The organism is Geodermatophilus poikilotrophus, from assembly GCF_900111455.1.
GTDB lineage: Bacteria > Actinomycetota > Actinomycetes > Mycobacteriales > Geodermatophilaceae > Geodermatophilus > Geodermatophilus poikilotrophus.
On the sequence record NZ_FOIE01000011.1, the window covers coordinates 116,646 to 140,849 of the forward strand.

Annotated in this window: 23 protein-coding genes; 19 read left to right on the forward strand and 4 right to left on the reverse strand. The window is 75.9% G+C overall.

Annotation, left to right across the window (positions count from 1 at the left end):
• Positions 1-94 precede the first annotated feature (94 nt).
• From BMW27_RS21700 to BMW27_RS21755, 12 genes are all read left to right on the forward strand, one after another.
• Positions 95-1,075, forward strand: coding sequence for a Gfo/Idh/MocA family protein (locus BMW27_RS21700; RefSeq protein ID WP_091448328.1), 981 nt, complete (start codon positions 95-97; stop codon positions 1,073-1,075).
• Positions 1,072-1,944 (forward strand): MBL fold metallo-hydrolase, encoded by an 873-nt coding sequence (locus tag BMW27_RS21705; RefSeq protein WP_091448330.1) that lies wholly within the window; start codon positions 1,072-1,074, stop codon positions 1,942-1,944. Before BMW27_RS21700 ends, BMW27_RS21705 begins: the two co-directional genes overlap by 4 nt.
• Positions 1,941-3,404 (forward strand): YcaO-like family protein, encoded by a 1,464-nt coding sequence (locus BMW27_RS21710; protein ID WP_091448332.1) that lies wholly within the window; start codon positions 1,941-1,943, stop codon positions 3,402-3,404. Before BMW27_RS21705 ends, BMW27_RS21710 begins: the two co-directional genes overlap by 4 nt.
• A 77-nt stretch (positions 3,405-3,481) precedes the next feature.
• On the forward strand, positions 3,482-4,321 hold the full coding sequence (locus BMW27_RS21715) for a sugar phosphate isomerase/epimerase family protein (protein ID WP_245743798.1): 840 nt from the start codon (positions 3,482-3,484) through the stop codon (positions 4,319-4,321).
• Positions 4,318-5,526 (forward strand): glycosyltransferase family 4 protein, encoded by a 1,209-nt coding sequence (locus BMW27_RS21720; protein ID WP_091448335.1) that lies wholly within the window; start codon positions 4,318-4,320, stop codon positions 5,524-5,526. Before BMW27_RS21715 ends, BMW27_RS21720 begins: the two co-directional genes overlap by 4 nt.
• Positions 5,527-5,616: 90 nt before the next feature.
• Positions 5,617-6,339, forward strand: a complete 723-nt coding sequence (locus tag BMW27_RS21725) for a PIG-L deacetylase family protein (RefSeq protein ID WP_091448338.1) — start codon at positions 5,617-5,619, stop codon at positions 6,337-6,339.
• A gap of 92 nt (positions 6,340-6,431) precedes the next feature.
• Entirely contained in the window at positions 6,432-7,100 is a 669-nt protein-coding gene (locus BMW27_RS21730; protein WP_091448340.1) for a cysteine hydrolase family protein, read from the forward strand.
• A 10-nt stretch (positions 7,101-7,110) separates the two neighbouring features.
• Positions 7,111-7,413, forward strand: coding sequence for a hypothetical protein (locus BMW27_RS21735; RefSeq protein ID WP_091448342.1), 303 nt, complete (start codon positions 7,111-7,113; stop codon positions 7,411-7,413).
• Positions 7,414-7,477: 64 nt separating this feature from the next.
• Positions 7,478-8,965: an AlkA N-terminal domain-containing protein gene (locus BMW27_RS21740; RefSeq protein ID WP_091448344.1), complete on the forward strand. Its 1,488-nt coding sequence runs from the start codon at positions 7,478-7,480 to the stop codon at positions 8,963-8,965.
• The gene (locus tag BMW27_RS21745) at positions 8,962-9,483 is read left to right on the forward strand and encodes a methylated-DNA--[protein]-cysteine S-methyltransferase (RefSeq protein WP_091448347.1); all 522 of its coding nucleotides are present in this window, start codon (positions 8,962-8,964) and stop codon (positions 9,481-9,483) included. Before BMW27_RS21740 ends, BMW27_RS21745 begins: the two co-directional genes overlap by 4 nt.
• A gap of 170 nt (positions 9,484-9,653) precedes the next feature.
• Positions 9,654-10,772, forward strand: a complete 1,119-nt coding sequence (locus BMW27_RS21750; protein WP_091448350.1) for a DNA recombination protein RmuC — start codon at positions 9,654-9,656, stop codon at positions 10,770-10,772.
• Positions 10,773-11,005: 233 nt separating this feature from the next.
• Positions 11,006-11,794, forward strand: coding sequence for a DUF6542 domain-containing protein (locus tag BMW27_RS21755; RefSeq protein WP_139206959.1), 789 nt, complete (start codon positions 11,006-11,008; stop codon positions 11,792-11,794).
• A gap of 109 nt (positions 11,795-11,903) precedes the next feature.
• Here BMW27_RS21755 and BMW27_RS21760 read toward each other — a convergent pair whose 3' ends face one another.
• Complete coding sequence (locus tag BMW27_RS21760; RefSeq protein WP_091448354.1) at positions 11,904-12,878, reverse strand: 4-hydroxy-3-methylbut-2-enyl diphosphate reductase; 975 nt, start codon at positions 12,876-12,878, stop codon at positions 11,904-11,906.
• A 209-nt stretch (positions 12,879-13,087) separates the two neighbouring features.
• Here BMW27_RS21760 and BMW27_RS21765 point away from each other — a divergent pair, with 209 nt between their 5' ends.
• The 3 genes from BMW27_RS21765 to BMW27_RS21775 all read left to right on the forward strand — a co-directional run bounded on the left by BMW27_RS21765 (position 13,088) and on the right by BMW27_RS21775 (position 16,304).
• Positions 13,088-14,593, forward strand: coding sequence for a hypothetical protein (locus tag BMW27_RS21765; RefSeq protein ID WP_139206960.1), 1,506 nt, complete (start codon positions 13,088-13,090; stop codon positions 14,591-14,593).
• Between the two features lie 115 nt (positions 14,594-14,708).
• Positions 14,709-15,929 carry an exodeoxyribonuclease VII large subunit gene (xseA, locus tag BMW27_RS21770; protein ID WP_091448358.1) on the forward strand — a complete coding sequence of 407 codons (1,221 nt, stop codon included), beginning with the start codon at positions 14,709-14,711 and terminating at the stop codon, positions 15,927-15,929.
• 156 nt (positions 15,930-16,085) lie between these two features.
• A complete protein-coding gene (locus tag BMW27_RS21775) occupies positions 16,086-16,304 on the forward strand; it encodes an exodeoxyribonuclease VII small subunit (RefSeq protein WP_091448359.1) in 219 nt (72 codons plus the stop codon).
• Here BMW27_RS21775 and BMW27_RS21780 read toward each other — a convergent pair.
• A complete protein-coding gene (locus BMW27_RS21780; protein ID WP_091448362.1) occupies positions 16,292-16,885 on the reverse strand; it encodes a DUF4245 domain-containing protein in 594 nt (197 codons plus the stop codon). The two genes, BMW27_RS21775 and BMW27_RS21780, sit on opposite strands and share 13 nt — an antisense overlap.
• 72 nt (positions 16,886-16,957) lie before the next feature.
• On the opposite strand from BMW27_RS21780, the gene glpX reads away from it, so the two are divergent.
• The gene (gene glpX, locus BMW27_RS21785; RefSeq protein ID WP_217638238.1) at positions 16,958-18,010 is read left to right on the forward strand and encodes a class II fructose-bisphosphatase; all 1,053 of its coding nucleotides are present in this window, start codon (positions 16,958-16,960) and stop codon (positions 18,008-18,010) included.
• Positions 18,011-18,126: 116 nt separating this feature from the next.
• On the opposite strand, the gene BMW27_RS21790 is transcribed toward glpX, so the two are convergent.
• Positions 18,127-18,819: a DUF1707 SHOCT-like domain-containing protein gene (locus tag BMW27_RS21790; RefSeq protein WP_091448364.1), complete on the reverse strand. Its 693-nt coding sequence runs from the start codon at positions 18,817-18,819 to the stop codon at positions 18,127-18,129.
• A gap of 213 nt (positions 18,820-19,032) precedes the next feature.
• Between BMW27_RS21790 and BMW27_RS21795 the strand changes: the two genes are divergently transcribed.
• Positions 19,033-20,451 carry a class II fumarate hydratase gene (locus BMW27_RS21795; RefSeq protein WP_091448366.1) on the forward strand — a complete coding sequence of 473 codons (1,419 nt, stop codon included), beginning with the start codon at positions 19,033-19,035 and terminating at the stop codon, positions 20,449-20,451.
• A 291-nt stretch (positions 20,452-20,742) separates the two neighbouring features.
• Complete coding sequence (locus BMW27_RS21800) at positions 20,743-22,044, forward strand: DegT/DnrJ/EryC1/StrS family aminotransferase (RefSeq protein WP_091448368.1); 1,302 nt, start codon at positions 20,743-20,745, stop codon at positions 22,042-22,044.
• Positions 22,045-22,088: 44 nt separating this feature from the next.
• Here the strand turns inward: BMW27_RS21800 and BMW27_RS21805 are convergent, their stop codons facing one another.
• The gene (locus BMW27_RS21805) at positions 22,089-22,733 is read right to left on the reverse strand and encodes a PglD-related sugar-binding protein (protein WP_139206961.1); all 645 of its coding nucleotides are present in this window, start codon (positions 22,731-22,733) and stop codon (positions 22,089-22,091) included.
• Between the two features lie 167 nt (positions 22,734-22,900).
• On the opposite strand from BMW27_RS21805, the gene BMW27_RS21810 reads away from it, so the two are divergent.
• A partial coding sequence (locus tag BMW27_RS21810) for a glycosyltransferase family 2 protein (protein WP_139206962.1) occupies positions 22,901-24,204 on the forward strand: 1,304 nt, incomplete at its 3' end.

Here is a 24,204-nt window from a genome sequence, read left to right on the forward strand (position 1 = left end):
GTCCCCGTCCGGCGAGTGCGACGAACTCGTGGCGATCGGTGGGCGATGGCCACGACTTCGTCGCACTCGTGGCCGCCACCCAGGGAGGGCGAGCGTGACCGTCGGGTGGGGCGTCGCCGGCTGCGGCTGGGTGGCCCGCGACCACGCGCTCCCCGCGCTGACCGCGACGCCGGGCGCCCACGTCGTCGCGCTGCACGACCGCGACCCCGGCGCGCTGGCCCGGGTGGACGCCGACGCGCCCGCGCACGCCGACCTCGGTGCCTTTCTCGCCACCCCCGGGCTGGACGCGGTCTACGTCGCCGTCCCCAATGCCGCGCACCGCGAGGTGGTGGAGGCGGTCGCCGCGGCGGGCAAGGCGGTGCTGTGCGAGAAACCGCTGGCCGCCGACGTCGGTGACGCGCGGGCGATGGTGGCCGCCGCCCGTGACGCCGGCGTCCTGCTCGGGACGGCGTACGACCAGCGCTGGCACCCCGCCCACGTCCGGCTGCGCGAGCTGGTGCCCGAGCTGGGCACGGTGACCGCGCTGCGCATCGTCTACTGCTGCTGGCTGCCCGCCGACTGGACGCCGGACGGCCGCCCGCACGACAACTGGCGGGTCGACCGCGCGCGGGCCGGCGGCGGCGCGGCGATCGACCTGGCGCCGCACGGCCTGGACCTGGCCGGCGTGCTGCTGGGCGAGGACGTCGTCGAGCTGCGCGCACTGCTGCAGCGCCGGGTGCAGGACTACCCGGTGGACGACGGTGCGCTGCTGTCCGGGCGCACCGCGGCCGGCGTGCTGGTCGACCTGCACGTCGCCTTCAACACCCCGGACGCCCTCCCCCGCCGCCGGCTGGAGGTCGTCGGCACCGGCGGGATGGCCGTCGCCGTCGACACGATGGGCCAGACCGCGGGAGGCTCGCTCACGCTCCACCGGCCCGACCCGGTCGACGTCCCCTTCGCCGGGGACTCCCCCTTCGCCGCGCAGTTCGCCGCCTTCACCGCCGCCGTCGCCGGGCACGCGCCCTGGCCGTACGACGCCGACCGCGACCTGCGCCTGCACCGCCTGCTCCTCACCGCCCTGGGAGACGCGAGATGACCAACCCCTACCGCGGGCTGCTGCCCGACCTGCCCGCCTACGCCTGCACCAACTGCGGTCACTGGCAGCGCTGGCCGGCGCCCGGGCCGCTGGTCTGCCCGGTCTGCGCCGACGTCCGCAACGCCCTCCCCGAGGACGGCTTCGAGTTCGTCACCCCTGCGCAGGTCGAGGAGCTGGTCGAGGGCTTCTGCCGGCCGACCGCCGTCGAGGGCGTCACCGAGTTCGGCACGCACCCGCGCTTCGGGCTGGACAGCCGCGGCTGGGTGATCGAGAGCGACGCCGGGCTGGTCGGCTTCGAGTGCGCCCCCTGGTACACGGCCGGCATGCTGGCCCAGCTCCGCCGGATGGCCGCGGCCAAGGGCGGGTTCGACGTCCTGGCCTCCAGCCACGTGCACGGGTACGGCGCGCTGTGGCAGCTGCAGCAGGAGCTCGAGCCGCGCACGGTCTGCGTCGGTGTCCGCGACCTGGAGTGGACCAAGGCCTTCCGGGTCACCTGGCCGGCCGACGACGAGCTGCAGCTGGCCCCCGACCTGACCCTGCACCGCACCGGCGGGCACTTCCCCGGGCACTCGGTGCTGCACGACCGCCGCCGCGGCGTGCTGTTCTGCGGCGACTCGCTCAAGGTCGACCTCGACGAGGCCGGGCAACCGGTCGCGCTGAGCGCGCACAAGGCCTTCCACGCCCAGATCCCGCTCTCCCACGGCGAGCTGCGCGAGTACCTGACCGTGGTGGGCGCGCTGGAGTTCCAGGCCGTCGCGACACCGTTCGAGCTGGTCCGCGGGGTGACCACCGACCACGTCGTGCACCTGGTGCAGCGGCTCCTCGCCGGCCCGCCGGACGCCGCGCCCGTCGCCCTGGAGGACCTGTGAACGCCCCGGTCACGACCTCCTCGCAGCGGTACCTCGACTCGTTCCCGGGAACCGTCGACGAGTTCGCCATCGAGGGCCTCGACGTCCTCGACGTGCCGCTGCACAGCGCGGTCCTGCCACCGTCGGCGGGGCACCCCGGCGGCAGCGGCCTGGGCTACGGCGCCACCCGCGAGGAGGCCCGCACCGGGGCGCTGGGCGAGATGGCCGAGATGGCGCTGTCGCTGCGCGCGCACCAGGGCGTCGAGCGGGAGCAGGGCTCCTACGCGGAGACGACCCGGCGGCACGGCCGGGACCGGGTCGCCGACCCGCGCACCCTCTGCCTGGAGGCCGGCAGCGCCTACGACGACGACCGGCCGCTGCAGTGGCTGCCGATGACCCGGCAGCGGGACGGCGAGACGGTGCTGGTCCCCGCCGAGCTGGTCGCGTCCGCCCCCGACGACCTGCCCGGCGCGCCACCCCCCGGCGGCTGGCTGACCACGGTGATCACCAACGGGCAGGGCGCGGCGTTCGACCCCGACCGGGCGGTCGCGCACGCACTGCTGGAGGTGCTGCAGCGCGACGGCAACGCCACCTCCTTCCGCGCGATGGACCGCGGCGTCGTGGTGGACCTCGCCGGTCTGCGCGACCCCGACGCGCTGGCGCTGCTCGACCGGCTCGACGCCGCGGGCATCGACGTCGTGGTGAAGCTGGCGACGACGGAGTTCGGCGTGGTCGACGTCTACGCGGTCGGCTGCTCGCGGGACCTCTCCGAGCCGGTCCCGGTCATGGCGACGGCGTGCGGCGAGGCGGCGCACCCCGACCGCGACACCGCCGTGCGCAAGGCGCTGCACGAGTTCGCCTCGGCGCGCAGCCGCAAGGCCTTCATGCACGGCCCGTTCGACGTCGTCCTGCCGGCCACCCCGCCGGGCTACCTGGCGTCCTGGCGCGGCGGGCACCGGCCGGAGCGGCTGGTCGAGGAGGACCGCGCGCTGGAGGCGATGCTGGCCTGGACCCGGATGGGCACCGGCGCGCTGGTCGACCTGCTGCAGGACTCGGTCCTCGCCCGGAGGGAGACCGTCGCGCTGGGCGACCTGCCGACGTGGTCCGGGGACGACCTGCACGCCACCGTCACCGGCGCCCTGCACGCCGCAGGGCACGACGTGCTGGTCGAGCTGCAGCCCTCGGAGGGCGACGCGGTCGCGGCCAAGGTGCTGGTGCCGGGCCTGGAGGTCGAGACGATGTCCTACGGGCGGATCGGCGAGCGCGGGGTGCGCCGGCTGCTCGAGCGGGACGACCCGCTGGTCGCCGTCGGCACCGATCCCGGCGGCTGGGCCCGGGTGCACCTGACCGCCGACGCGGAGGCGCGCCTCGGTGGGCCTGCCTGGTTCGACCGCGCCGGCGCCGAGCGGCGGGTGGGCGCGCTGTACGCGCTCTACCGGGAGCCGGGCCGGCACACGGTCGCGGAGGTGCTGGCCCGATGACCGCGAGGTCGACGTCCGGGCGAGCACCGCAGGGAGCGCCGGCGACCGAGGAGCGGGACGAGGGACGGAGCCGAGCAGTGAACAGCGCCCTGCGCTACGCCTACAACACCAACGGGCTGACCTCGCACCGGCTGTCCGACGCGCTGCCCTTCCTCGCCGACACCGGCTACGCGGGGGTCGCGCTGACCCTCGACGTCGTCCACCTGGACCCGTTCGCGCCCGACGCCCTCGCCCAGGCCGAGAAGACCCGGGCGCGCTGCGACGAGCTGGGGCTGGGCGTCGTCGTCGAGACCGGCGCCCGCTACCTGCTCGACCCGCGGGCCAAGCACGAGCCGACGCTGGTCACCGCAGACGCGGAGGGCCGGGCGCGGCGGCTGGCCTACCTGCGGCTGGCCTGCGACCTGGCCGAGGTGCTCGGCGCGGAGGCGGTCAGCTTCTGGACGGGCGTGCCGCGGCCGGGCGTGGACCGCGACGCGGCGTGGGGCTGGGTGGTCGACGGCGTCCGCGCGCTGGTCGACAGCTCCGGCGGGCGGGGCTTCGCGCTGGCCGTGGAGCCCGAGCCGGGGATGCTGGTCGAGGACTGCGACGGCTGGGCCCGGCTGGCCGCCGACGCCCCCGGGATCACCCTGGCGCTCGACACCGGCCACTGCGTCGTCGCCGGGGGGTACGAGCCGCAGGAGGCGGTCGCGGCGTTCGCGCCGCACCTGGGCACGGTCGCCGTCGAGGGCATGCGCCGCGGGGTGCACGACCACCTGCCCCTCGACGAGGGGGACGTCGACCTGCCCGCCGTCCTGCGGGCGCTGCGGGAGGTGGGCTACGACCGGCTGGTCACCCTCGAGCTCTCCCGCGACGGGCACCGCGCGCACGAGATGGTCCCGCGCGCGATCGCGACGCTGAGGGAGGCCGAGCAGGCATGAGGATCTGCTTCGTCAGCCGCCGCTACTGGCCGGCGGTCAGCGGCATGAGCGTCTACGCGGAGAACCTGCTGCGCGAGCTGGTCGCCCTCGGCTCCGAGGTCACGCTCGTCAGCCAGTACCGCGACGACGAGGCCGGCACCCGCGTCTACGGCGGCGGGCCGCCCCCGCCCGAGCGGGTGCCCGCCGGCGTGGAGGTCGTCGGGCTGCCCAGCCGCGGCGAGACCGTCGTCCCCGCCGACTGGGAGGGCGACATCGCGGAGATCGTGCGCACCGTCGTCGGCCTGCACGCCGAGCGGCCCTTCGACGTCCTGCACGCGCAGTACGGCTACCCGCCGGGCCTGGCGGTGCTGGCCGCCGCGCGGGAGACCGGGCTGCCGGCCGTGGTGAGCATCCAGGGCGGCGACGGGCACTGGGTGGGCACCTGCTGCCGCACCCACGCCGAGGCGATGCGCGCCGTCGTCGACTCGTCGTCCGCGGTGCTCATCGGCAGCGGCAGCTTCCGCGACGAGGTGGTCGGCAACCTCGGCAGCGACCCGGCGCGGTTCACCATCGTCCCCGGGGCCACCGACACCCGGCGGTTCACGCCGGCCGAGCGGCCGCTGGGTGCGCTGCGCGAACCGCCGGTGCTGCTCTTCCACGGCCGGGTCGACCGGCGCAAGGGCGTGCTGGACCTGCTCGAGGCGCTGCCCGACGGCGTCCGGCTGGTCGTCTCGGGCATCGGCCCGGACCTCGACGAGGCGAAGGCCCGTGCCGACGAGCGGACGACGTTCCTCGGCTACGTCCCGCCCGACCGCGCACCGGAGGTCTACCGCTCGGCCGACGTCTTCGTCAGCCCCACCTACAGCGAGGGGTTCAGCAACACCCTGCTGGAGGCGATGGCCAGCGGCCTGCCGACGGTGAGCACCGACAGCGTCGGGGTCGTCGACTGCCTGCGGCACGAGGAGAACGGGCTGCTGCACACCCCGGGCGACGTCGCCGGGCTGCGGGCGGCGCTGGAGCGGCTGCTGGCCGACGGCGCGCTGCGGGAGCGGCTGGCGACGACGGCCCTGGAGGAGGTGCGGCGGCTCTACTCGTGGCCGGTGCTGGCCGCCTCGATCGCCGGCGTCCACGCCGAGGTCGCCGGGACGACGCCGTCCGCTGGCTGGTCGATGCCCTCGGGGGTCGACCTCTCCTGCCGGTTCCGCTCCGCGGCGCACCTGCTGTGAGAACGACGCACGAGGGAGCATCGCAGGGAGCGCCAGCGACCGAGGAGCGGACTGAGTGCGGAGTCGAACCGTGGGCGCTGTGAGGGTCCCGTGCGCGTCCTAGCGGTCAGCCCGCACCTCGACGACGCCGCCTTCTCCGTCGGCGGCACCCTGGCGGCGCTGGTCGACGCCGGCCACGAGGTCACGGTGGTCACCTGCTTCACCGCCAGCGTGCCCGACCCGGCCGGCTTCGCGCTGGCCTGCCAGCTGGACAAGGGGCTGCCCGCCGACGTCGACTACCTCGCCCTGCGCCGCGGCGAGGACGCCGCGGCGATGGCCGTGCTGGGCGCCAGGCCGGTCTACCTGGGCCTGCCCGAGGCCCCGTACCGCGGCTACACCAGCGCCGCCGACCTGTTCGCCGGCGTCCACGACGGGGACGACGTGTGGCGGTCGCTCACCGCGGCGCTGGACGGGTACGACGCCGACCTGTGGATGGCGCCGCAGGCCCTCGGCGGGCACGTCGACCACCGGCAGGTGCTGCGGGCGGTGGCCCCGCTCGACCGGCCGGTGCTGTGGTGGCGCGACAGCCCGTACGTGCTGCGCGACCCGACCGCCGTGCCCGGCCCCGAGCTGCCGGACGGGCTGGCCGAGGTGTGCCTCCCGCAGGACCTCGACCGGCGCGCCGACGCGTGCGCCTGCTACCCCACCCAGCTCGGCTTCCAGTTCGGCGGGGTCGAGCAGATGCGCACCGCGCTGGCCGGCGTGCCCGAGGTGCTGCTGGCCGACGACCGGGCGCGGGAGGTGCTCACGACCGCTGCCGTCCCGGCCGGCTGAGCCGCCGGCGTCCGGTCGGACCGCGGCGCCGGTCGCACCCGCCGCGCGCTCGACCGGCCGGGGAGCTGCCGGGGGGTGCCAGGCTGCCGCGCATGCAGCAGGCCTTCGGCATGGCGGTCCCCGAGACGGTGGGCGAGATGTGCCGTCCGACGACGTCGGCGGTGCTCGTCTACGACGCGCAGGTGGGGATCCTGGCCCACGTCCAGGACCGGGAGCGGCTGGTCGAGCGGATCTCGGCGGTCCTGCGGGCGGCGCGGGAGGCCGCGGTCCCGGTGCTCTACGTCCGGCACGTGTCGCTCCCGCCGACGCACATGGGCGTCACGGCGCTGCGCACCGCCATGGCGTGGCAACGGGTGGGCGAGGCGGCCGCGGTGACCGCGGCCTTCCCACCGGACGCGCCGCACACCCAGGTCGTCGGCGAGCTGGCGCCCCGGGACGGCGAGCCGGTCTTCGACAAGCTCGGCATGTCGGCACTGGTCGGGACCCCGGTCGAGGCCGTCCTGCGCGACCGCGGCGTGACCACCCTGGTGCTGGTCGGCGCCGTGCTGGAGATCGGCATCGAGCCGACCGCGCGGCACGCCGCCGACCTCGGGCTCCTGCCCGTGGTGGTCGAGGACGCCTGCGGGGTGGTCGACACGGCGGCGGCGCAACGCTCGCTCGCGAGCCTCGACTACAGCCTGCTCTCCCACCGCTGCGGCAGCCAGGAGGTCGTGGACGCCTTCGGCACCGTGGGCCTGCCCCCGGGTGCCGCGTCGGCCTAGCCTGTCCCGGATGGGGAACGACGACCTGCAGCGGCTGGTGCAGCGGCGGCTGCTCGAGCTGTCCTCGAGCCCCCAGGCCGCATCGCGGCGGGCCCAGTGGGCGGTCGCCCCCGAGACCATCGCCCACATCGCGGCCGGCCGGCACTCCGGCATGGTGAGCGAGCGTCTGGCGGCGGCGCTGGCCCGCGCCCTCGACGTCCCGGAGAACCGGGTCCGCCGGGTGGCCGGCCTGCCACTCGTCGAGGACCCCGACGCCGACGTCCGCACCGGCCCGCACCTGCGGGTGGTCCGCGACGACGGCCGGCTCGCCTAGCCCGACCCACGGCCGCGTCCGGAAACCGCCAGTCAGCGAGGCCCGGCGCTGTCATGCTCGTCGCGTGACACCGCCGCTGGACGCCGAACGCTGCTACCGCGCGGTCGCCAGCCGGGACGCCCGGTTCGACGGCTGGTTCTTCACCGCGGTCGCCACCACCGGCATCTACTGCCGCCCCTCCTGCCCGGCCCGCACGCCGCTGCCGCGCAACGTCAGCTTCTTCTCCACCGCGGCCGCCGCCCAGGGTGCGGGCTACCGGGCCTGCCGCCGCTGCCGCCCCGACGCCGTCCCCGGGTCGCCGGAGTGGGACAACCGCGCCGACGTCGTCGCCCGGGCCGTGCGGCTCATCGGCGACGGCGAGGTGGAGCGCTCCGGCGTCCCCGGCCTGGCCGCGCGGCTGGGCTACTCCGAGCGCCAGCTGCACCGGCTGCTGGTCGGTGAGCTCGGCGTCGGCCCGCTCGCGCTGGCCCGGGCGCAGCGGGCGCAGACCGCCCGGCTGCTCGTCGAGACCACCGACCTCCCGATGGCCGACGTCGCCTTCGCCGCGGGGTTCGCCAGCATCCGGCAGTTCAACGACACCGTCCGCGAGGTCTTCGCCGCCACCCCCACGGAGCTGCGCCGCACCGCGCCGCCCGGCCCGCCCGGCGCGCCCGGCCGGCTGACGCTGCGGCTGGCCGCGCGGGCCCCGTACGAGGCCCCGGAGGTGCTGCTGTTCCTCGGCGTGCACGCCGTCCCCGGGCTGGAGGAGTGGGACGGGACGACGTTCTCCCGGGTGCTCGACCTGCCGCACGGGCCGGGGGTCGTGCACCTCTCCCCCGCCCCGGACGGCGGCCCCGCGGTCTGCGCCCGGCTGCAGCTCACCGCGCTGCGCGACCTGGGGACGGCGGTGGCCCGCTGCCGCCGGATGCTGGACCTCGACGCCGACCCGGCCGCGGTCGACGGCGTCCTCGGTGCCGACCCGGCGCTGGCCGGGCTGGTGGCGGCCGCGCCGGGACGCCGGGTGCCCGCCTCGCCCGACGCGGACGAGGTCGCCGTCCGCGCCGTCCTCGGCCAGCAGGTCTCGCTCGCCGGCGCCCGGACGCTGACCGCCCGGGTGCTCTCGGCCGCGGGCACGCCGCTGCCCGAGCCGGTCGGCACGCTGACCCACGCCTTCCCCCGCCCGGCCGCCCTGGTCGACGCCGACCTCACCGCCGTCGGTCTGACCGGCGCCCGGCGGCGCACCGTGCACGCGCTGGCCGGCGCGCTGGCGTCCGGCGCGGTGCCGCTGGACCCCGGCGCCGACCGCGCGGAGGCCGGCCGGGCGCTGCGCGCCGTGCCCGGGATCGGCCCGTGGACCGCCGCGCTCGTCGCGCTGCGCGGCCTGGGCGACCCCGACGTGTGGCTGCCCGGCGACCTGGCGTTGCGGCGCTCGCTCGCCACCCTCGGCAGCTCCGACGCCGAGGCCGCCACCCGCTGGCGGCCCTGGCGGTCCTACGCCGTGATGCACCTGTGGGCGCTCGCCGTGCCCACGCTGTCCACCCGACCCGTCCAGCCCGACCGGAGCGCCTCATGACCCCGCGACCCGCCCGCTCCGCCACCGTCGAGACCCCACCGGGGCCCTTCACCGTGGTGGTGGGCCCCGACGACGCCGTCCTCGCCAGCGGCTGGACCGCCGACGTCGCCGACCTCCTCCCCGTGGTGCACCGCGCGCTGCGCCCGGCCTGGGTCGAGGAGGTCGAGCACCTGCCCGTGCTCGACGCCGTCACCGCCTTCGTCGCCGGCGACGTCGCCGCCATCGACGACGTCCCGGTGCGCCAGCGCTCGGGCCCGTTCCTCGAGGACGCCTGGGAGGTGCTGCGCACCGTCCCCGCCGGCGAGCCGGACACCTACGCCGCCTTCGCCGCGCGCTGCGGGCGCCCGGCGGCGGTGCGCGCGGCGGCCAACGCCTGCGCACGCAACGCCGCGGCGCTGTTCGTGCCCTGCCACCGGGTGCTCGGCTCCGACGGCGGACTCGGCGGCTTCCGCTGGGGGACGCCGGTCAAGCGCTGGCTGCTCGACCACGAGGCGGCACACGCCCCCGTGACCGTCTGAAGGAGGGCCCCTCGCCCCCCTCGCACGCTCGCGACGGGTCCCTGCGAGGGAGCCGTTCCAGCAGCTCACCGGGCTCGGCGCGGGCCCCTGGACGGCGGCCGTCCCAGCACCTCACCGGGCGCCGTGTGTCTCCTGGGAACTGTCGGACCGGTCCGGCAGGCTCCCCGGTCGTGGACGTCGCCTCGCTGCTCACCGGTCTGCTCGTCGGCGCACTGCTGGCCACCGCGGTCACCCTGGGCGTCGTGGCGCTGGTCGCCCGGAACCGGCCGGCCGACGACGGTCTGGAGCCGGTGCACGAGTCGCTCGACCACCTGCACCGCCTGCTGGCCGGCATCGAGCGGGACCGGGCGACCGCGCACGGCGAGCTCCGCGAGCAGATGGGCACCGTGGGGCAGACGTCGGCGATGCTGCGCCAGGAGACCGCCGCGCTGGTCACCGCGCTGCGCACCCCGCACGTGCGCGGCAGGTGGGGCGAGGTGCAGCTGCGCCGGGTGGTCGAGGTGGCCGGGCTGCTCGAGCACTGCGACTTCGTCGAGCAGCCCTCCGCCACCAACGACGCCGGCGCCGGCGTGCGCCCCGACCTGGTGGTCACCCTCTCCGACGGCCGCCAGGTGGTGGTCGACGCCAAGGTGCCGTTCACCGGCTACATCGAGGCGGTGCAGGCCGAGGACGTCGCGGTGCGCGCCGAGCGGATCGTCGCGCACGCCCGCCAGCTGCGCGCCCACGTCGACGCCCTCGCCGCCCGCCGCTACCCCACGGCGTTCCGGCCGGCGGCGCCGTTCACGGTGCTCTTCGTGCCCTCCGACGGGTTCCTCACCACCGCGCTGGAGGCCGAGCCCGGGCTGCTCGAGTACGGCTTCTCCCGCGACGTCGTGCTGGCCACCCCCAGCACGCTGCTCGCGCTGCTCCGCACCGTCGCCTACTCGTGGCGGCAGGAGCGGCTGGCCCGCGACGCCGACCAGGTGCTCGAGGTCGGCCGCCGGCTGCACGCCCGGCTGTCCACCCTCTCCGGTCACCTCAGCCGCCTGGGCTCGGCGCTGTCCTCGACCCTGACCCGCTACAACGAGACCGTCGGCTCCTACGAGAGCTCGGTGCTGGTCGCCGCCCGCCGCTTCGACGACCTGGGCGTCGCGGAGTCCCCGGTGCCCACGCCGCCGCCGGTGGAGGCCACGGTGCGCACCCTGCGGCCGGCCGAGCTCCCGCTGCCCGGGGACCTGCCCCGCCGCACCGGCCCGGCCGCGCGCGACGACGGCTCACCGGCGGCGGAGCGCGACGGCACGACCGGCTGACCCCGGGGGCGCGACCCGGGTGCCACGCTCGTCACGTCCGCACCGTTGCGTCACACCGACCCCGCGGTCCTCACCGGATGTGCATCCCGGCCTGCGGTTTTGGCACTTGTGCACAGCGCGCACCGGTGCCGTCCTCCGGAGCGACCGCCCTGGCCGTCGTTACCGTTGCCCGTGACAGGGACCCCCCGTGAGGAGGTCCGCCACGAGGGGACGGGAGGTCCGCCATGGCCTCGGTGAGCACTGCCGACACCTGGCGCGAGTCCGGGAGGCGTGCCGACCGGCGCGTCGCCGCCCGCCCCGAGGGGGCGGACTACGTCTCGCGCATCGGCCGCCCGCCGGTCCCGCCGCCGCCGCCAGGCATGCGGTCGACCGCCCGGCCGCCGTTCCCCGAGGACGTCGCGCGCACCGGACGCCGTCGCGACGACCGTCCCGCTCCGCCGCCGCCCCGCCCGTCCGCCGCCCGCAGCGCGCGTCCCGCACCCCGGGACGCCGAGCGCAGCCGTCCGGCGCCCCGCGATGCCGAGCGGCCGAGGAGCCGCGAGGACCGGCCACGCGACCTGACCCACGTCGACGTCGACGACCCTCGCCGCGGTGCCCGCTCCCCCGAGCCGCGGCCCGCGAGCCGCCGTCCGAGCGGTCGCGGGGCGACGGCGCAGGCGCCGCAGAGCGGAGGCCGGGTGCGCGGCGCGTTCGCCGTCCTCGCCGTCTTCCTGGTCACCCTGGCCGCTGCGGCCCTGGAGTCCTGGATCGGCACCGGTCTGGGCCTGGTCACGCTCGGGGCCCTGACCGCGGCCGGCGTCGTGGCCACCCTGGTGGTCCGCCGCCGCGATGTGCTCACCACCGTGGTCGCCCCGCCGCTGGTCTACGTGGCCGTGGCCGTGCTGAACACCGCGCTGGCCCCGTCGGCCACGCTGAACCTCGCGTCGGTGGCCACCCTGCTGGTCCGCGGCTTCCCGGCGATGGCGGTCGCGACCGCCGCCGCCGCGGTCGTCGCGCTCATCCGGTGGGCCGCCCGCCGCTGAACGACCCCGTGGAACGGCCCCCTCCCGAGTCCGGGAGGGGGCCGTCGTCGTTCGTGGGCGACGCCTCCAGGGCGCCCCGGGCCTGCGGGGACCCAGGCCGGGTCCTCGCTCAGGCCGGGTCGGCGGCGGAGCGCTCGGTGCGGCGCGGGCGCAGCTCGTGCGGCAGCGCGAACACCAGCCGCTCCTCGGCGGCCTTGACCGTCTCCACGTCGGGGTAGCCGCGCTCGGCCAGCCAGTCGAGCACCTCGCCCACCAGCACCTCGGGCACCGACGCGCCACTGGTGACGCCGACGGTGCCGACGCCCTCGAGCCAGGCGGGGTCGATCTCGGAGGCGAAGTCGACCAGGTGGGAGGCGCGGGCGCCGGCCTCGAGCGCCACCTCGACCAGCCGGACGGAGTTCGACGAGTTGGTCGAGCCGACCACGATGACCAGGTCGCACTCGGCGGCCATCTGCTTGACGGCCTGCTGCCGGTTCTGCGTGGCGTAGCAGATGTCGTCGCTGGGCGGGGACTGCAGGCCGGGGAAGCGCGTCTTCAACTGGTCGACCGTCGCCAGGGTCTCGTCGACCGACAGCGTGGTCTGGGACAGCCAGACGACCTTCTCCGGGTCACGGACCTGGACGCCGGCCACGTCCTCGGCACCGTCGACGAGCTGGATGTGCTCGGGCGCCTCGCCGGACGTGCCCTCGACCTCCTCGTGGCCGCGGTGGCCGATCAGCAGGATGTCGTAGTCGTCGCGGGCGAACCGCTTGGCCTCCTGGTGCACCTTGGTCACCAGCGGGCAGGTCGCGTCGATGGTCCTCAGCTGCCGGGCCGCGGCCTCGGCGTGCACCGCCGGCGAGACACCGTGGGCGCTGAAGACGACGACCGAGCCCTCGGGCACCTCGTCGGTCTCGTCGACGAACACCGCCCCACGCCGCTCCAGCGTGGCCACCACGTGCTTGTTGTGGACGATCTGCTTGCGGACGTAGACCGGGGCGCCGTGGATCTCCAGGGCGCGCTCGACGGCGACCACCGCCCGGTCCACGCCGGCGCAGTAGCCCCGGGGATCGGCCAGCAGGACACGTCCGCGCTGATCAGCCATGGCTCCATGGTAGGAGAAGGACCTCCCTGCCCCCCGCCACTCGCAAGCTCGCAGCGGGTCCCTGCAGGGAGGCCGCCCTGCAGTGTCATCAGACTCACACCGGGCCCCGCGGAGCGGCCGGTCCGGGGGGATGAGACGAGTACCACCATCCGTGTGGTCGCCGCCGGCGCGGGGGTGTCGCGCGCGGCGTTTCGGGGCAGGGTGGGGCCATGTCGCGTGAGATCCCACAGGTCGTCCGTGCGGTGGTCGGCCTGGCCGCCACCGTCATCGACGACACCCTCCAGCTCCCCCGGACGCTGCCGGGCCTGCCCGTGCGGGTCCTCGGGCTGGCCATGCAGGCCACGATGAAGCTGCAGCAGCACTACTCCGGGCTGGTCGCCCGCGGCGACGAGGTCTTCACCGGCCTGCGCGGCGAGTCCGAGCCGGGGCTGGCGACGTTCGACGAGGACATGCCCGAGCCGGCCGCCGGCCGCACCTCCGCGTTCGACCGCGCCCCCGGGTTCGACCAGCCCACCTCCTTCGACCGCGCCTCCGCGCCGGTCGCCGACGACGAGGAACTCGCCGAGGAGGTCGCCGCGCTGATCGACGACGAGGTCTCCGGCCTGCCCGCCGAGCCGGCGCCCGAGGAGGTCGTCGAGGCCCTCGCCGACATCAGCGACGAGGTGGCCGCCGCGGGCCTCGACCGCGCCGAGCCCGGTCTCTCCACGGAGGACGCGCTGGAGACCGCGCTGCTCGAGGCCGACGGCGCCCCCGACAGCGCGCTGGTCGACGGCGGCACGGGGGACACCGGCACCGTCGACACCGACGAGATCGCCGAGAGCCCGACCACCCCGCCGGCGTCCCTGCTGGACGCCGATGCAACCGAGTTCGACGTGCACGGGTCCGCGGTGACCGACGCACCGGCGCCCAGCGACCCGGGCGGCTCCCCGGTCGGTGAGGTGTCCGGCGCCCCCGACGTGGCCACCGAGGTCGACGTCCTCACCCCGGACGGCGGTGTCGCGACCGTCGAGGGCACCGTGACCGACGAGGGCGTCGCCGCACCCGAGGCGCCGACCGACGAGGAGGCCGCCGCGCCCCAGGCGACGACCGACGAGGGGGCCGGCGCACCCGGGGCGTCCACCGACGAGACCCCCGGCGCCCCGGCCCAGGCCGACGAGCAGGGCACCGGCGTGGACGAGGCGCTCGGCAGCGAGGCCAGCGACGCCGACACCCGCCCCGCCACCGAGGGCACGCCCGCCGGGGACGACCGGGACGCCACCGGCAGCGGGGACGAGGTCGTCACCGCCGCGGGCGCGCAGGTGGACGACGCGATCGGTGCCGGCGAGGACACGTCCGCACCGGCCGCGACCGATGACGCGGGTACCGCCGACGAGGGCAGCACCGACGTGGTCGCCACCGACGAGGGCGGCACAGACGTGGCCGCGGCGACCGGCGTCCGCACCGACGTCGACGAGTCCGGCACCGCCGAGGACGCCGCGGACACCACCGGCGCCGCGGCGGCCGGCTCCGCGCCGGTCGCGGGCTACGACGGTTTCACCGTCGCCCAGCTGCGCGGCCGGCTGCGCGGCTACCAGCTCGCCACCGTGGCGGACCTGGTCGCCTACGAGGAGGCCACCCGGGCCCGCGACCCGTACCTGCGGATGCTGCGCAACCGGCTGGAGAAGCTGGAGCGCCAGGCGGTCGAGGACAGCCCGCTGGCCCCGCGCGGCGCCTGAGGGACGACCTCCGCCCCCGCCGCTCGCCAGCGCGCGGCGGGTCCCTGCAGGGAGGCCGGTGGAGCCGCCCCGGGCAGCTCGACGGGGCGTCGGCACCGTTTGGCACGCTCGGGGGATGACCTCCCCCTCGACACCGGAAGCCCCCTGGCCGGTCCGCACGGTGGCCCGCAAGGTCGCCGAGTGGATCGGCCGGCTGGGTGAGGTCTGGGTCGAGGGGCAGGTGGCCCAGTTGTCCCGGCGCGGCGGGGCGACGGTGTTCCTCACCCTGCGCGACCCGGCCGCCGACCTGTCGGTGCCGGTGACCTGCAGCCGTGACGTCGCCGGCCGGCCGGGCCTGGAGCTCGCCGAGGGCGCCCGCGTCATCGTGCGGGCACGGCCGGACTACTACATCGCCCGCGGGTCCTTCTCGCTGCGCGCCACCGAGATCCGCGCCGTCGGCCTCGGTGAGCTGCTGGCCCGCATCGAGCGGATCCGCCGGCTGCTGGCCGCCGAGGGGCTCTTCGACGCCGCCCGCAAGCGCCCGCTGCCGTTCGCCCCCGCCGTCGTCGGGGTGGTCACCGGCCGCGACAGCGCCGCCGAGCGCGACGTCCTGGTCACCGCCCGCCGCCGCTGGCCCGCCGTCCGGTTCGCCGTCCACCACAGCCTCGTGCAGGGGCCCTCGGCGGCGGCGTCGGTCATCGAGGGCCTGCAGCGGCTGGACCGGGACCCGGAGGTCGAGGTCATCGTCGTCGCCCGCGGCGGCGGCTCGGTCGAGGACCTGCTGCCCTTCTCCGACGAGGGTCTGGTCCGCGCGATCGCCGCGTGCCGCACGCCGGTGGTGACCGCCGTCGGCCACGAGACCGACACCACGCTGGTCGACCACGCCGCCGACGTCCGGGCCGCCACCCCCACCGACGCCGCGCACCGCGTGGTGCCCGAGATCGGCGAACAGCGCCGGCTGGTCGACGGGCTGCGCGCCCGGGCCCGTCACCTGCTTGGCGCCCGGCTGGAGCAGCAGGAGCGGTGGCTGGAGAGCATCCGCAGCCGGCCGGTGCTGGCCGATCCGCAGCGGCTGCTGCACGGCCGGGCCGACGACGTCGAGCAGCTGCGCACCCGCGCCCGGCGGAGCCTGACCCACCGGCTGGAGGGAGCCGAGCGCGACCTGGAGCACGCCCGTGCCCGGGTCGCCGCGCTCTCCCCCGCCGCGACGCTGGAGCGCGGCTACGCCGTCGTGCAGCGGGCCGACGGCTCGCTGGTCCGCGAGCCGGGCGAGGTGGCCGACGACGAACGGCTGTCGGTGCGGGTGGCGGGTGGCCGGCTGCCGGTGCGCGTCGCCAGGGATGATGGGCAGCCGTGAGCGGACAGGAACGTGAGCATCGCAGTGAGGGACGAGCGAGGAGCGGAGCGTTCCGCGGGAGCGAACCGAGGACACCGTGAGCGGACAGGAACGGGAGCCCAGCAGCGAGGGACGAGCGAGGAGCAGAGCGTTCCGCGGGAACGGACCGAGGACGCCGTGAGCGACGAGCCGGCCGAGCAGCCGACGACCACCTACGAGCAGGCCCGCGAGGAGCTCGCCGACGTCGTCCGGCGGCTGGAGGCCGGCGGGCTGACCCTCGAGGAGTCCCTCGGCCTGTGGGAGCGCGGGGAGCAGCTGGCCGAGCTGTGCCGGCACTGGCTGGACCGGGCCCGCGAGCGCCTCGCCGCCGCGACCCCCGGTGATCAGCCCGAGTAGGGGCGCACCGCTGCGGCGACGGTCTCCAGCTCCTCGTCGGTCGCCGAGCCGGTGACCAGCACGGTGACGCCGTCGGCCGCGCGGGAGAGCACGGTCTCCCCGCGCTCCGTCGTCCCCCGGGTCCAGGCCTGGCCGCCGAGGTCGACGGTGCCCTGCTCCTGCGCGCCGCCGAGGACGCCGGTCACGGCCTCGGTGCGGGCGTCGTCGCTGACCACGAAGCCGGCGTACTCCGACGACGGCGTGAGGTAGCCGACCTCCAGGGTGACCGGGTCGCCGGCCTCCGCCGTGCCGGCGTCGGTGCGGGCGCTGGTCGGGCGGTAGCCCTCGGGCAGGCCCGTGGGGGCGACCACCGGGTACCCGGCGCGGGCGGCGGCCAGCTGCACGGTGCTGGTGGGGTCGACCTCGCGGACGGTGTCGACGGCGGACTGCTTGACGGCCATCCAGCCCACCAGCGCCAGGCAGATCAGCACCAGCGGGGCCAGCGACCGCAGCATGTTGCCCGCGCTCATCCGGTTGGCCCGCTCGATCGCCGGCGAGGGCGCCTGCGCGGGAGGCTGACTGGTCGGGCCGGCGGAGGTCACCCCCCTAGGATGACAGGACTCATCGCCCCACCCCGCTGCCCGACGTCCGTGCGGCGGAACGAGGAGGTCCGCGTGTCCCTGCCCCTGCCCGACGGCCCCCCGACCCACGGCGGGGCCGGCTTCCGCGTCGACCGCCCGGCTCCCGACCGCAACCTCGCCCTCGAGCTGGTGCGGGTCACCGAGGCCGGTGCCATGGCCGCCGGCCGCTGGGTGGGCCGCGGCGACAAGAACAGCGGCGACGGTGCCGCCGTCGACGCGATGCGCTCGCTGATCGGCACGGTGCGCATGAAGGGCGTCGTCGTCATCGGCGAGGGCGAGAAGGACCAGGCCCCGATGCTGTTCAACGGCGAGCAGGTCGGTGACGGCAACGGTCCGGAGTGCGACGTCGCGGTCGACCCCGTCGACGGCACCACGCTCATGGCCAAGGGCATGCCCAACGCCGTCGCCGTCATGGCCGTCGCCGACCGTGGCGCCATGTACGACCCGTCGGCGGTCTTCTACATGGAGAAGATCGCGGTCGGGCCGGCCGCGGCCGACGTCGTCGACATCACCGCGCCCGTCGCCGAGAACATCCGCCGGGTCGCCAAGGCCAAGCACGCCTCCGTCGGCGACGTCACCGTGTGCATCCTCGACCGCCCGCGTCACGACCAGCTGGTCCACGAGGTGCGGGAGGCCGGCGCGCGGATCAAGTTCATCACCGACGGCGACGTGGCCGGCGCGATCGCCGCTGCCCGGGAGGGCACCGGCGTCGACCTGCTCATGGGCATCGGCGGCACGCCGGAGGGCATCATCGCCGCCTGTGCGCTCAAGTGCATGGGCGGTGCGCTGCAGGGCAAGTTGTGGCCCAAGGACGACGAGGAGCGGCAGAAGGCCCTGGACGCCGGCCACGACCTCGACCGGGTGCTGCAGATCGACGACCTCGTGCGCGGCGACGTCTTCTTCGTGGCCACCGGCATCACCGACGGCGAGCTGCTGCGCGGCGTGCAGTACCGGTCGGGTGGGTGCACCACCCAGTCGCTGGTGATGCGCTCGAAGTCGGGCACGATCCGGCTGATCGACAGCCTGCACTCGCTGGAGAAGCTGCGCGCCTACTCCGCCGTGCCGCTCGACCGGCCCGAGGGCTGAGGTCCGGCGGTCCGCCGGACCGCACCGCGGCCGGGAGGCCCCGCCGAGCGGAGCCGCTGCGTCGCTCGATCGCGGGGGACCCTGCGGCTCCCCACCCCTCACGACCGACGGGCTCCTCACACGGGCGGACGCGGGGGGATCGGCGGCAGCGGCGGCATGGGCGGCAGCGGCGGCGGGACCGGCGGCGGCAGGTGCCGGGCGGCGAGACGGTCGACCATCGCCCGCCACCGGCTCGCCGACTCCCCCGGCGCCAGGCTGCGCAGCCGCAGGTCGCCGAACACGCTGCGCGCGTGGACGACGATCCGCGGGGTCCCCGCAAGCCGGGGCACCGGGGCGAGCTGGGTCTTCCGGTCGCCGAAGAACGTCCGGCCGTGCAGCTCGGCGTCCACCCCCTCGGCGACGACCACGTCGACGTCGCCGAACACCGTGCCCAGGGTGATCTCGATCCGGTCGGCGTCGGTCCGCAGTCCGCGCAGGTCCAGCCGGACGTCGCCGAAGACGGTGCTCACCCGCTGCGGCGCGTTCGGGCCGGCGAGCTTCACGTCGCCGAACACGTTGCTGAGCTCCTCGGGGACGCGCGTGCCGACGATCTCGACCGGTGGCGGGGCGTCCGGGGGCAGGTCGGCGACGAGCGCGCCGAGGTCGTCGAGCGTCCCGGCGGCGTAGGCGGCCTCGACCCGCTCGCCGAACTCCGACAGGTCGATCCGTCCCTCGGCGACGGCTCGCTGCAGGCGGGTCACGGTGGCCTCGCGGTCGGCGTCCGATGCGCGCACGGCCGGTGGCCGGTCGGGGGCGGCGTGGGGGTCCACGGAGCCGACCGTAGTGGAGCCGTCGCACCCAGGCCCCGTCCCGGCCCTGCGGAGTGCACGGGCTCTCCGCTGACCAGGGCGGACGTCCCCTGCTGGGTCCAGCTCGCCCGCCCGGGCCGCTCCCACGCCGGAGCGGTCCGGACCGTGACCCCGCGGGCATCTAGGGTCGCTGTCGGAGCCCTGTCACCCACCACCACACCGGGAGCTGCAGCAATGCCCGCTGAGACCCATGCCGCACAGCAGGACGGCACCGACTACCGCATCGAGCACGACTCCATGGGCGAGGTCCGGGTCCCCGCGTGGGCGAAGTGGCGGGCGCAGACCCAGCGCGCCGTCGAGAACTTCCCGATCTCCGGCACGCCGATCGAGCGGGAGCTGATCGGCGCGCTGGCCGCGATCAAGGGCGCCGCCGCCGCGGTGAACGCCTCCCTGGGTGTCCTGCCGCAGGAGACCGCCGACGCGATCGGCACGGCGGCCGCGTCCGTGGCCCGCGGCGAGTGGGACGAGCACTTCCCCATCGACGTCTTCCAGACCGGGTCGGGGACGTCGAGCAACATGAACACCAACGAGGTGCTCGCCTCCCTCGCCACCGAGGCGCTCGGCTCGCCGGTGCACCCCAACGACCACGTCAACGCCTCGCAGTCGTCCAACGACGTCTTCCCGTCGGCCATCCACGTGGCCGCGACGCGGGCGATCGTCCGTGACCTGATCCCGGCGCTGCAGCACCTCGAGGCCTCGCTCTCCCGCAAGGCCGAGGAGTTCGCCGAGGTCGTGAAGAGCGGCCGCACCCACCTGATGGACGCCACCCCGGTCACCCTCGGCCAGGAGTTCGGCGGGTACGCCGCGGCGGTGCGCTATGGCGTCGAGCGGCTGCAGGCGTCGCTGCCGCGGATCGGCGAGCTGCCGCTGGGCGGCACCGCGGTCGGCACGGGCATCAACACCCCGCCCGGGTTCGCCGCCGCGATCATCGAGCGGCTGGCCGCCGAGCTGGACCTGCCGCTCTCCGAGGCGCGCGACCACTTCGAGGCGCAGAGCTCGCGCGACGCCCTGGTGGAGGGTTCCGGCCAGCTGAAGACGATCGCCGTCGGACTGGTGAAGATCGCCAACGACCTGCGCTGGATGGGTTCGGGCCCGCGCACCGGCCTGGGCGAGATCCAGCTGCCCGACCTGCAGCCCGGCAGCTCGATCATGCCGGGCAAGGTGAACCCGGTCATCCCGGAGGCGGTCATCCAGGTGAGCGCGCAGGTGATCGGGAACGACGCCGCGGTGACCTTCGCCGGCACCACCGGCGTCTTCGAGCTGAACGTCACGCTGCCGCTGATGGCCCGCAACGTGCTCGAGTCCATCCGGCTGCTGGCCAACGCCAGCCGGATCCTGGCCGACCGCTGCGTCGACGGGATCGTCGCCAACGTCGACCGGTGCCGGGAGTACGCCGAGTCCTCGCCGTCGATCGTGACGCCGCTGAACAAGTACATCGGCTACGAGGAGGCGGCGAAGGTCGCCAAGCAGTCGCTGGCCGAGCAGAAGACGATCCGCCAGGTGGTGGTGGAGCGGGGCTACGTCGAGCAGGGCAAGCTCACCGAGCAGCAGCTCGACGAGGCCCTCGACGTCCTCTCGATGACCCACCCGTGAGCGACCACCGTGGGCCCCGGTCGAGGACTGGGGCCCACGGTGCCCGTGGGGCTGGTGACGGGAACGCGCCGCGCAGCCACTGACCGGGACGGCGCGTCGGTGGTCCGCGCTCCCCGGCCTCGGCGATGCTGCGGTCAGTCCGATGCCGGGCCGAGGGCGCACGACGTCCGGGACGCCACACGGCGACCGGCGCGACCCGGCCCGGCGACACCGACCGACACGGTCCCGCCCGGCCACGCGGCGGCGACGACGTGCGCCGTCGGTCTCGTCCCCCGGGAGGAACGCCGCCGCATGGTCGCGCACGAGCTGATCCGCTTCCAGGCTCCCGCCCTGCCCTCGCTCCGTGACATCGAGCCGTACTTCGCCGAGGCCGAGCGGGTGCGCTGGTTCTCCAACGGCGGCCCGTGCGTCACCCGCCTGGAGCGGGAGTGCGCGAACGCCCTGGGTCTGCTGCACCCCGGCGTGGCGGTCAACAACGCGACGTCCGGGCTGATGGTGGCGCTGCGCGCCTGCCTCGGCACCCCGGACGGCGAGCGCCGCTTGGTCGCCGTGCCCTCGTTCACGTTCATCGCCAGCGTCAACGCGGTGGTGTGGGCCGGCTTCGAGCCGGTGTTCGTCGACATCGACCCGGACGACTGGCACATCTCCGAGTCGTCGCTCGCCCGGCTGCACGACCTGCGTGGATCGCTGGCCGGCATCCTCCTGTGCTCGACGTTCGGGACGGCGCCCAGCGCGGCCCGCCGCGCGTCACTGGCCGCCGCGACATGCGCCCTGGGCGTACCGGTGGTGGTCGACTCCGCCGCCGGGTTCGGTGCGGTGGACGAGGACGGCCGCCCGCTCGGCGACCAGGGTGACGTGGAGGTGTTCAGCTTCCACGCGACCAAGCCGTTCGCCATCGGTGAGGGCGGGCTCGTGACCTCACGCTCGGACGGCGTGCTCGACACGGTGTCCGAGCTGGTCAACTTCGGCTTCGACCACACCCGCTCGGTCACCGGGCACCTGGGCATCAACGGCAAGATGCCCGAGCTCACGGCGGCCGTGGGCCTGACCGTGCTGGACCGCTTCGACGAGGTGCTCACCCGCCGCCGGACCGCGGCCGCCTGGCTGCGGGATGAGCTGGAGCCCGCCGGCATCGCGTTCCAGGCAGGCTCCACCGGCTCGACCTTCCAGTTCGTCCCGATCGCCCTGCCCACGCCCGCGGCACGCGGCCTGCTGCTGCAGAAGGCGCAGGACGCACGCATCGAGGTGCGTGCCTACTTCGACCCGCCGATGCACCGGCTCCCGGCGCTCACGACCTGCCGCCAGGTCGGTGACCTGGCGGTCACCGGGTCGCTGGCCGAGCGGATCATCGGCCTGCCGATGGCCAACGACATCAGCGCCACGTCCCTGGAGCGGATCAGGGATCTCGTGCTCAGCGCCGGGACGACGGCGCCGCGGGGCACCGGCCGCCGGCCCCCACGGGAACCGGCCGCTGCGGCCGGCGCCCCCGGTTCCGTGCCCGGCATCCCCCAGCCCCGAGGGGCTGCTCTCACCGAGGGCGACCCGGACCGTCCCGGAGCCGCTCCAGCAGTCACCCCCCGTCCGGCGCAGTGAGCCGAGCGCCGCTGGTCGCGCACTCGCGCGCTGCGGGGAGGTGCTCAGGCAGGGCCCAGCAGGCGGGCGGGGTTCCCGGCGACCGTCGTCCCCGGGGCGACGTCGTGCACGACCACCGCACCTCCGCCCACCACGGCACCGCGACCGATCCGCCGCCCGGGCAGGACGACGGCGCCGACTCCCAGGGAGGCGTCGTCCTCGACCACCACCCCGCCCGCCAGCAGGACCCCCGGGCTCAACGTGACCCGGGCACCGAGCTCCCCGTCGTGGCTCACCTGGCAGCCCGTGTTCAGGTGGCAGTGGTGACCGAGCGCCACGTTGGTGCTCAGGTGGGCGCGAGGGAAGACCACCAGGCCCGGGACGTCCCGGAGGGCGTCCGGGACGGTGCTCAGCGGGCTCACCGCCTGCACCGGCCGCAGGCCCCGGCCCTCGGCCAGGGTGACGAACCGCCGTCGCAGCGCCGGGTCACCGACGGCCGGCAGGTAGTGCGTGGCGTCCTCCGGGAGGGCGTCGGCCACCTGGTAGCCCCGTTCCCGCACCAGGGCCGTCGCCGCCGCGGTGGTCGAACCTGGCTCGGCGAAGACGGTCGTCCGCGCTCGCGGCGAACCGTCGGCGAGGGACTCCAGGACGTCGAGCACCTCACGCGCGTGACCGCCAGCACCCATCACGACCAGCCGTTGCACTGCCACCCCACGGTCGTCGAACGTCGCCCGTCCCTCGCGCGGGTCCGGGCACCTCGCGGCCGATCCTGCCCCGCGTTCCCGGGACCCACGCCTCGGGGGCGCCGCCTCGCCATGCGCTCGAGAACCACCCCAGGTCCGGTCCCACCGGCCGCGATGAACCGGGAGCCACGCCCGTGACCGAGCCCCTCGTCAGCATCCTGGTGCCGACCTACAACGGTGAGCGGTTCCTGAAGGCGGCGCTGAGGTCCGCGCTGGAGCAGAGCCACCGCAACGTCGAGGTGCTCGTCGGTGACGACGGGTCCACCGACCGGACTCCTGAGGTCCTCGCCGCGGTCGCCGCCGCCGACGACCGGGTCCGGGTGCTGCGCTTCGACCCCAACATCGGGCCGCTGGAAAATCCACGCCGGCTGCTGGCCGAGGCCCGCGGGGAGTACGTCAAGTTCCTCATGCACGACGACGTGCTGGGCACCGACTGCGTGCGGGACCTGGTGCGCGGCATGCAGCAGCACCCCGAGGCGACGATGGCCTTCTCCCACCGGGTACTGATCGACGAGCAGGGCAAGCCGGTGCCCGACCACGAGTTCCCCAAACTGGCCGGCCGGCCGGGGCTGCTCGACGGCCGGCAGCTGGGCGATCACGTGCTGCTCAACTGCACCAACGTGATCGGCGAGCCCACCACCGTGCTGTTCCGCCGCGCCGACGTCTCCCCCGACGACCTCTGGACCGTCGACGGCCGCACCGTCGACGTGCTCAACGACGTCCAGCTGTGGCTCCGGCTGCTCGCCGAGGGCCCGGCCTTCTACACCCCCCGCACCCTCAGCCGGTTCCGCTTCCACGGCGGGCAGAACTCCCACAACCCCCGCTACGTCGGTCGCGGGGAGCGTGACTGGTCCCGGCTGGTCGACTGGGGCGCCCGCCACGGGTTCCTCGCCGGCGAGGGACAGGAACGACGAGCCCAGGCCCGGGCCCTGCTCGAGGCCGCCGCCCGGCTGCACCAGCTCATCGACACCCCTGACCACGGCGCCGCGCTGGAAGCCGCCTACCTGTCCACCGCCGCCCTCGTCGAGCTCACCGGACCCACCTCGATCACCCGGACCACCGGCCTGCCCGAGCGGGCCCACAGCTCCGTCGTTCGCGACCGGTTCGCCCAAGAACTGGACGTCTGGACCCGTCAGTACCCGGTCGCCCTCGCCGCCCCCGCCCTCGACCCGGCCGAGGTCGATGCCACGGTGCAGGCCTTCCGTGAACTGCTGGCCGCCGGCGCCGCCCGCCAGGCCGTGGTGGCGATACCGCCGGCGGACCTCGACCGCGCCGTCCCCCTGCTGGAGAAGGCCCTTGCCGCCGGACCCGACATCGACCTGGAACTCGTGCCCGCTGAGGACCCCGCCACGCTGCTGCCCGACCCCTGGCTCGCCGTCACCCCCCACGGCCGCTGGTGGCACCACGGACGCGCCCTGGCCACCTGGACCTTCCACCT

Excerpts from the sequence above, each read along its gene's own strand:
- BMW27_RS21705 (WP_091448330.1), top strand. The coding sequence starts at position 1,072 with ATGACCAACCCCTACCGCGGGCTGCTGCCCGACCTGCCCGCCTACGCC.
- BMW27_RS21720 (WP_091448335.1), top strand. The coding sequence starts at position 4,318 with ATGAGGATCTGCTTCGTCAGCCGCCGCTACTGGCCGGCGGTCAGCGGC.
- BMW27_RS21730 (WP_091448340.1), top strand. The coding sequence starts at position 6,432 with ATGCAGCAGGCCTTCGGCATGGCGGTCCCCGAGACGGTGGGCGAGATG.
- BMW27_RS21735 (WP_091448342.1), top strand. The coding sequence starts at position 7,111 with ATGGGGAACGACGACCTGCAGCGGCTGGTGCAGCGGCGGCTGCTCGAG.
- BMW27_RS21745 (WP_091448347.1), top strand. The coding sequence starts at position 8,962 with ATGACCCCGCGACCCGCCCGCTCCGCCACCGTCGAGACCCCACCGGGG.
- BMW27_RS21760 (WP_091448354.1), bottom strand. The coding sequence starts at position 12,878 with ATGGCTGATCAGCGCGGACGTGTCCTGCTGGCCGATCCCCGGGGCTAC.
- BMW27_RS21765 (WP_139206960.1), top strand. The coding sequence starts at position 13,088 with ATGTCGCGTGAGATCCCACAGGTCGTCCGTGCGGTGGTCGGCCTGGCC.
- xseA (WP_091448358.1), top strand. The coding sequence starts at position 14,709 with ATGACCTCCCCCTCGACACCGGAAGCCCCCTGGCCGGTCCGCACGGTG.
- BMW27_RS21795 (WP_091448366.1), top strand. The coding sequence starts at position 19,033 with ATGCCCGCTGAGACCCATGCCGCACAGCAGGACGGCACCGACTACCGC.
- BMW27_RS21800 (WP_091448368.1), top strand. The coding sequence starts at position 20,743 with ATGGTCGCGCACGAGCTGATCCGCTTCCAGGCTCCCGCCCTGCCCTCG.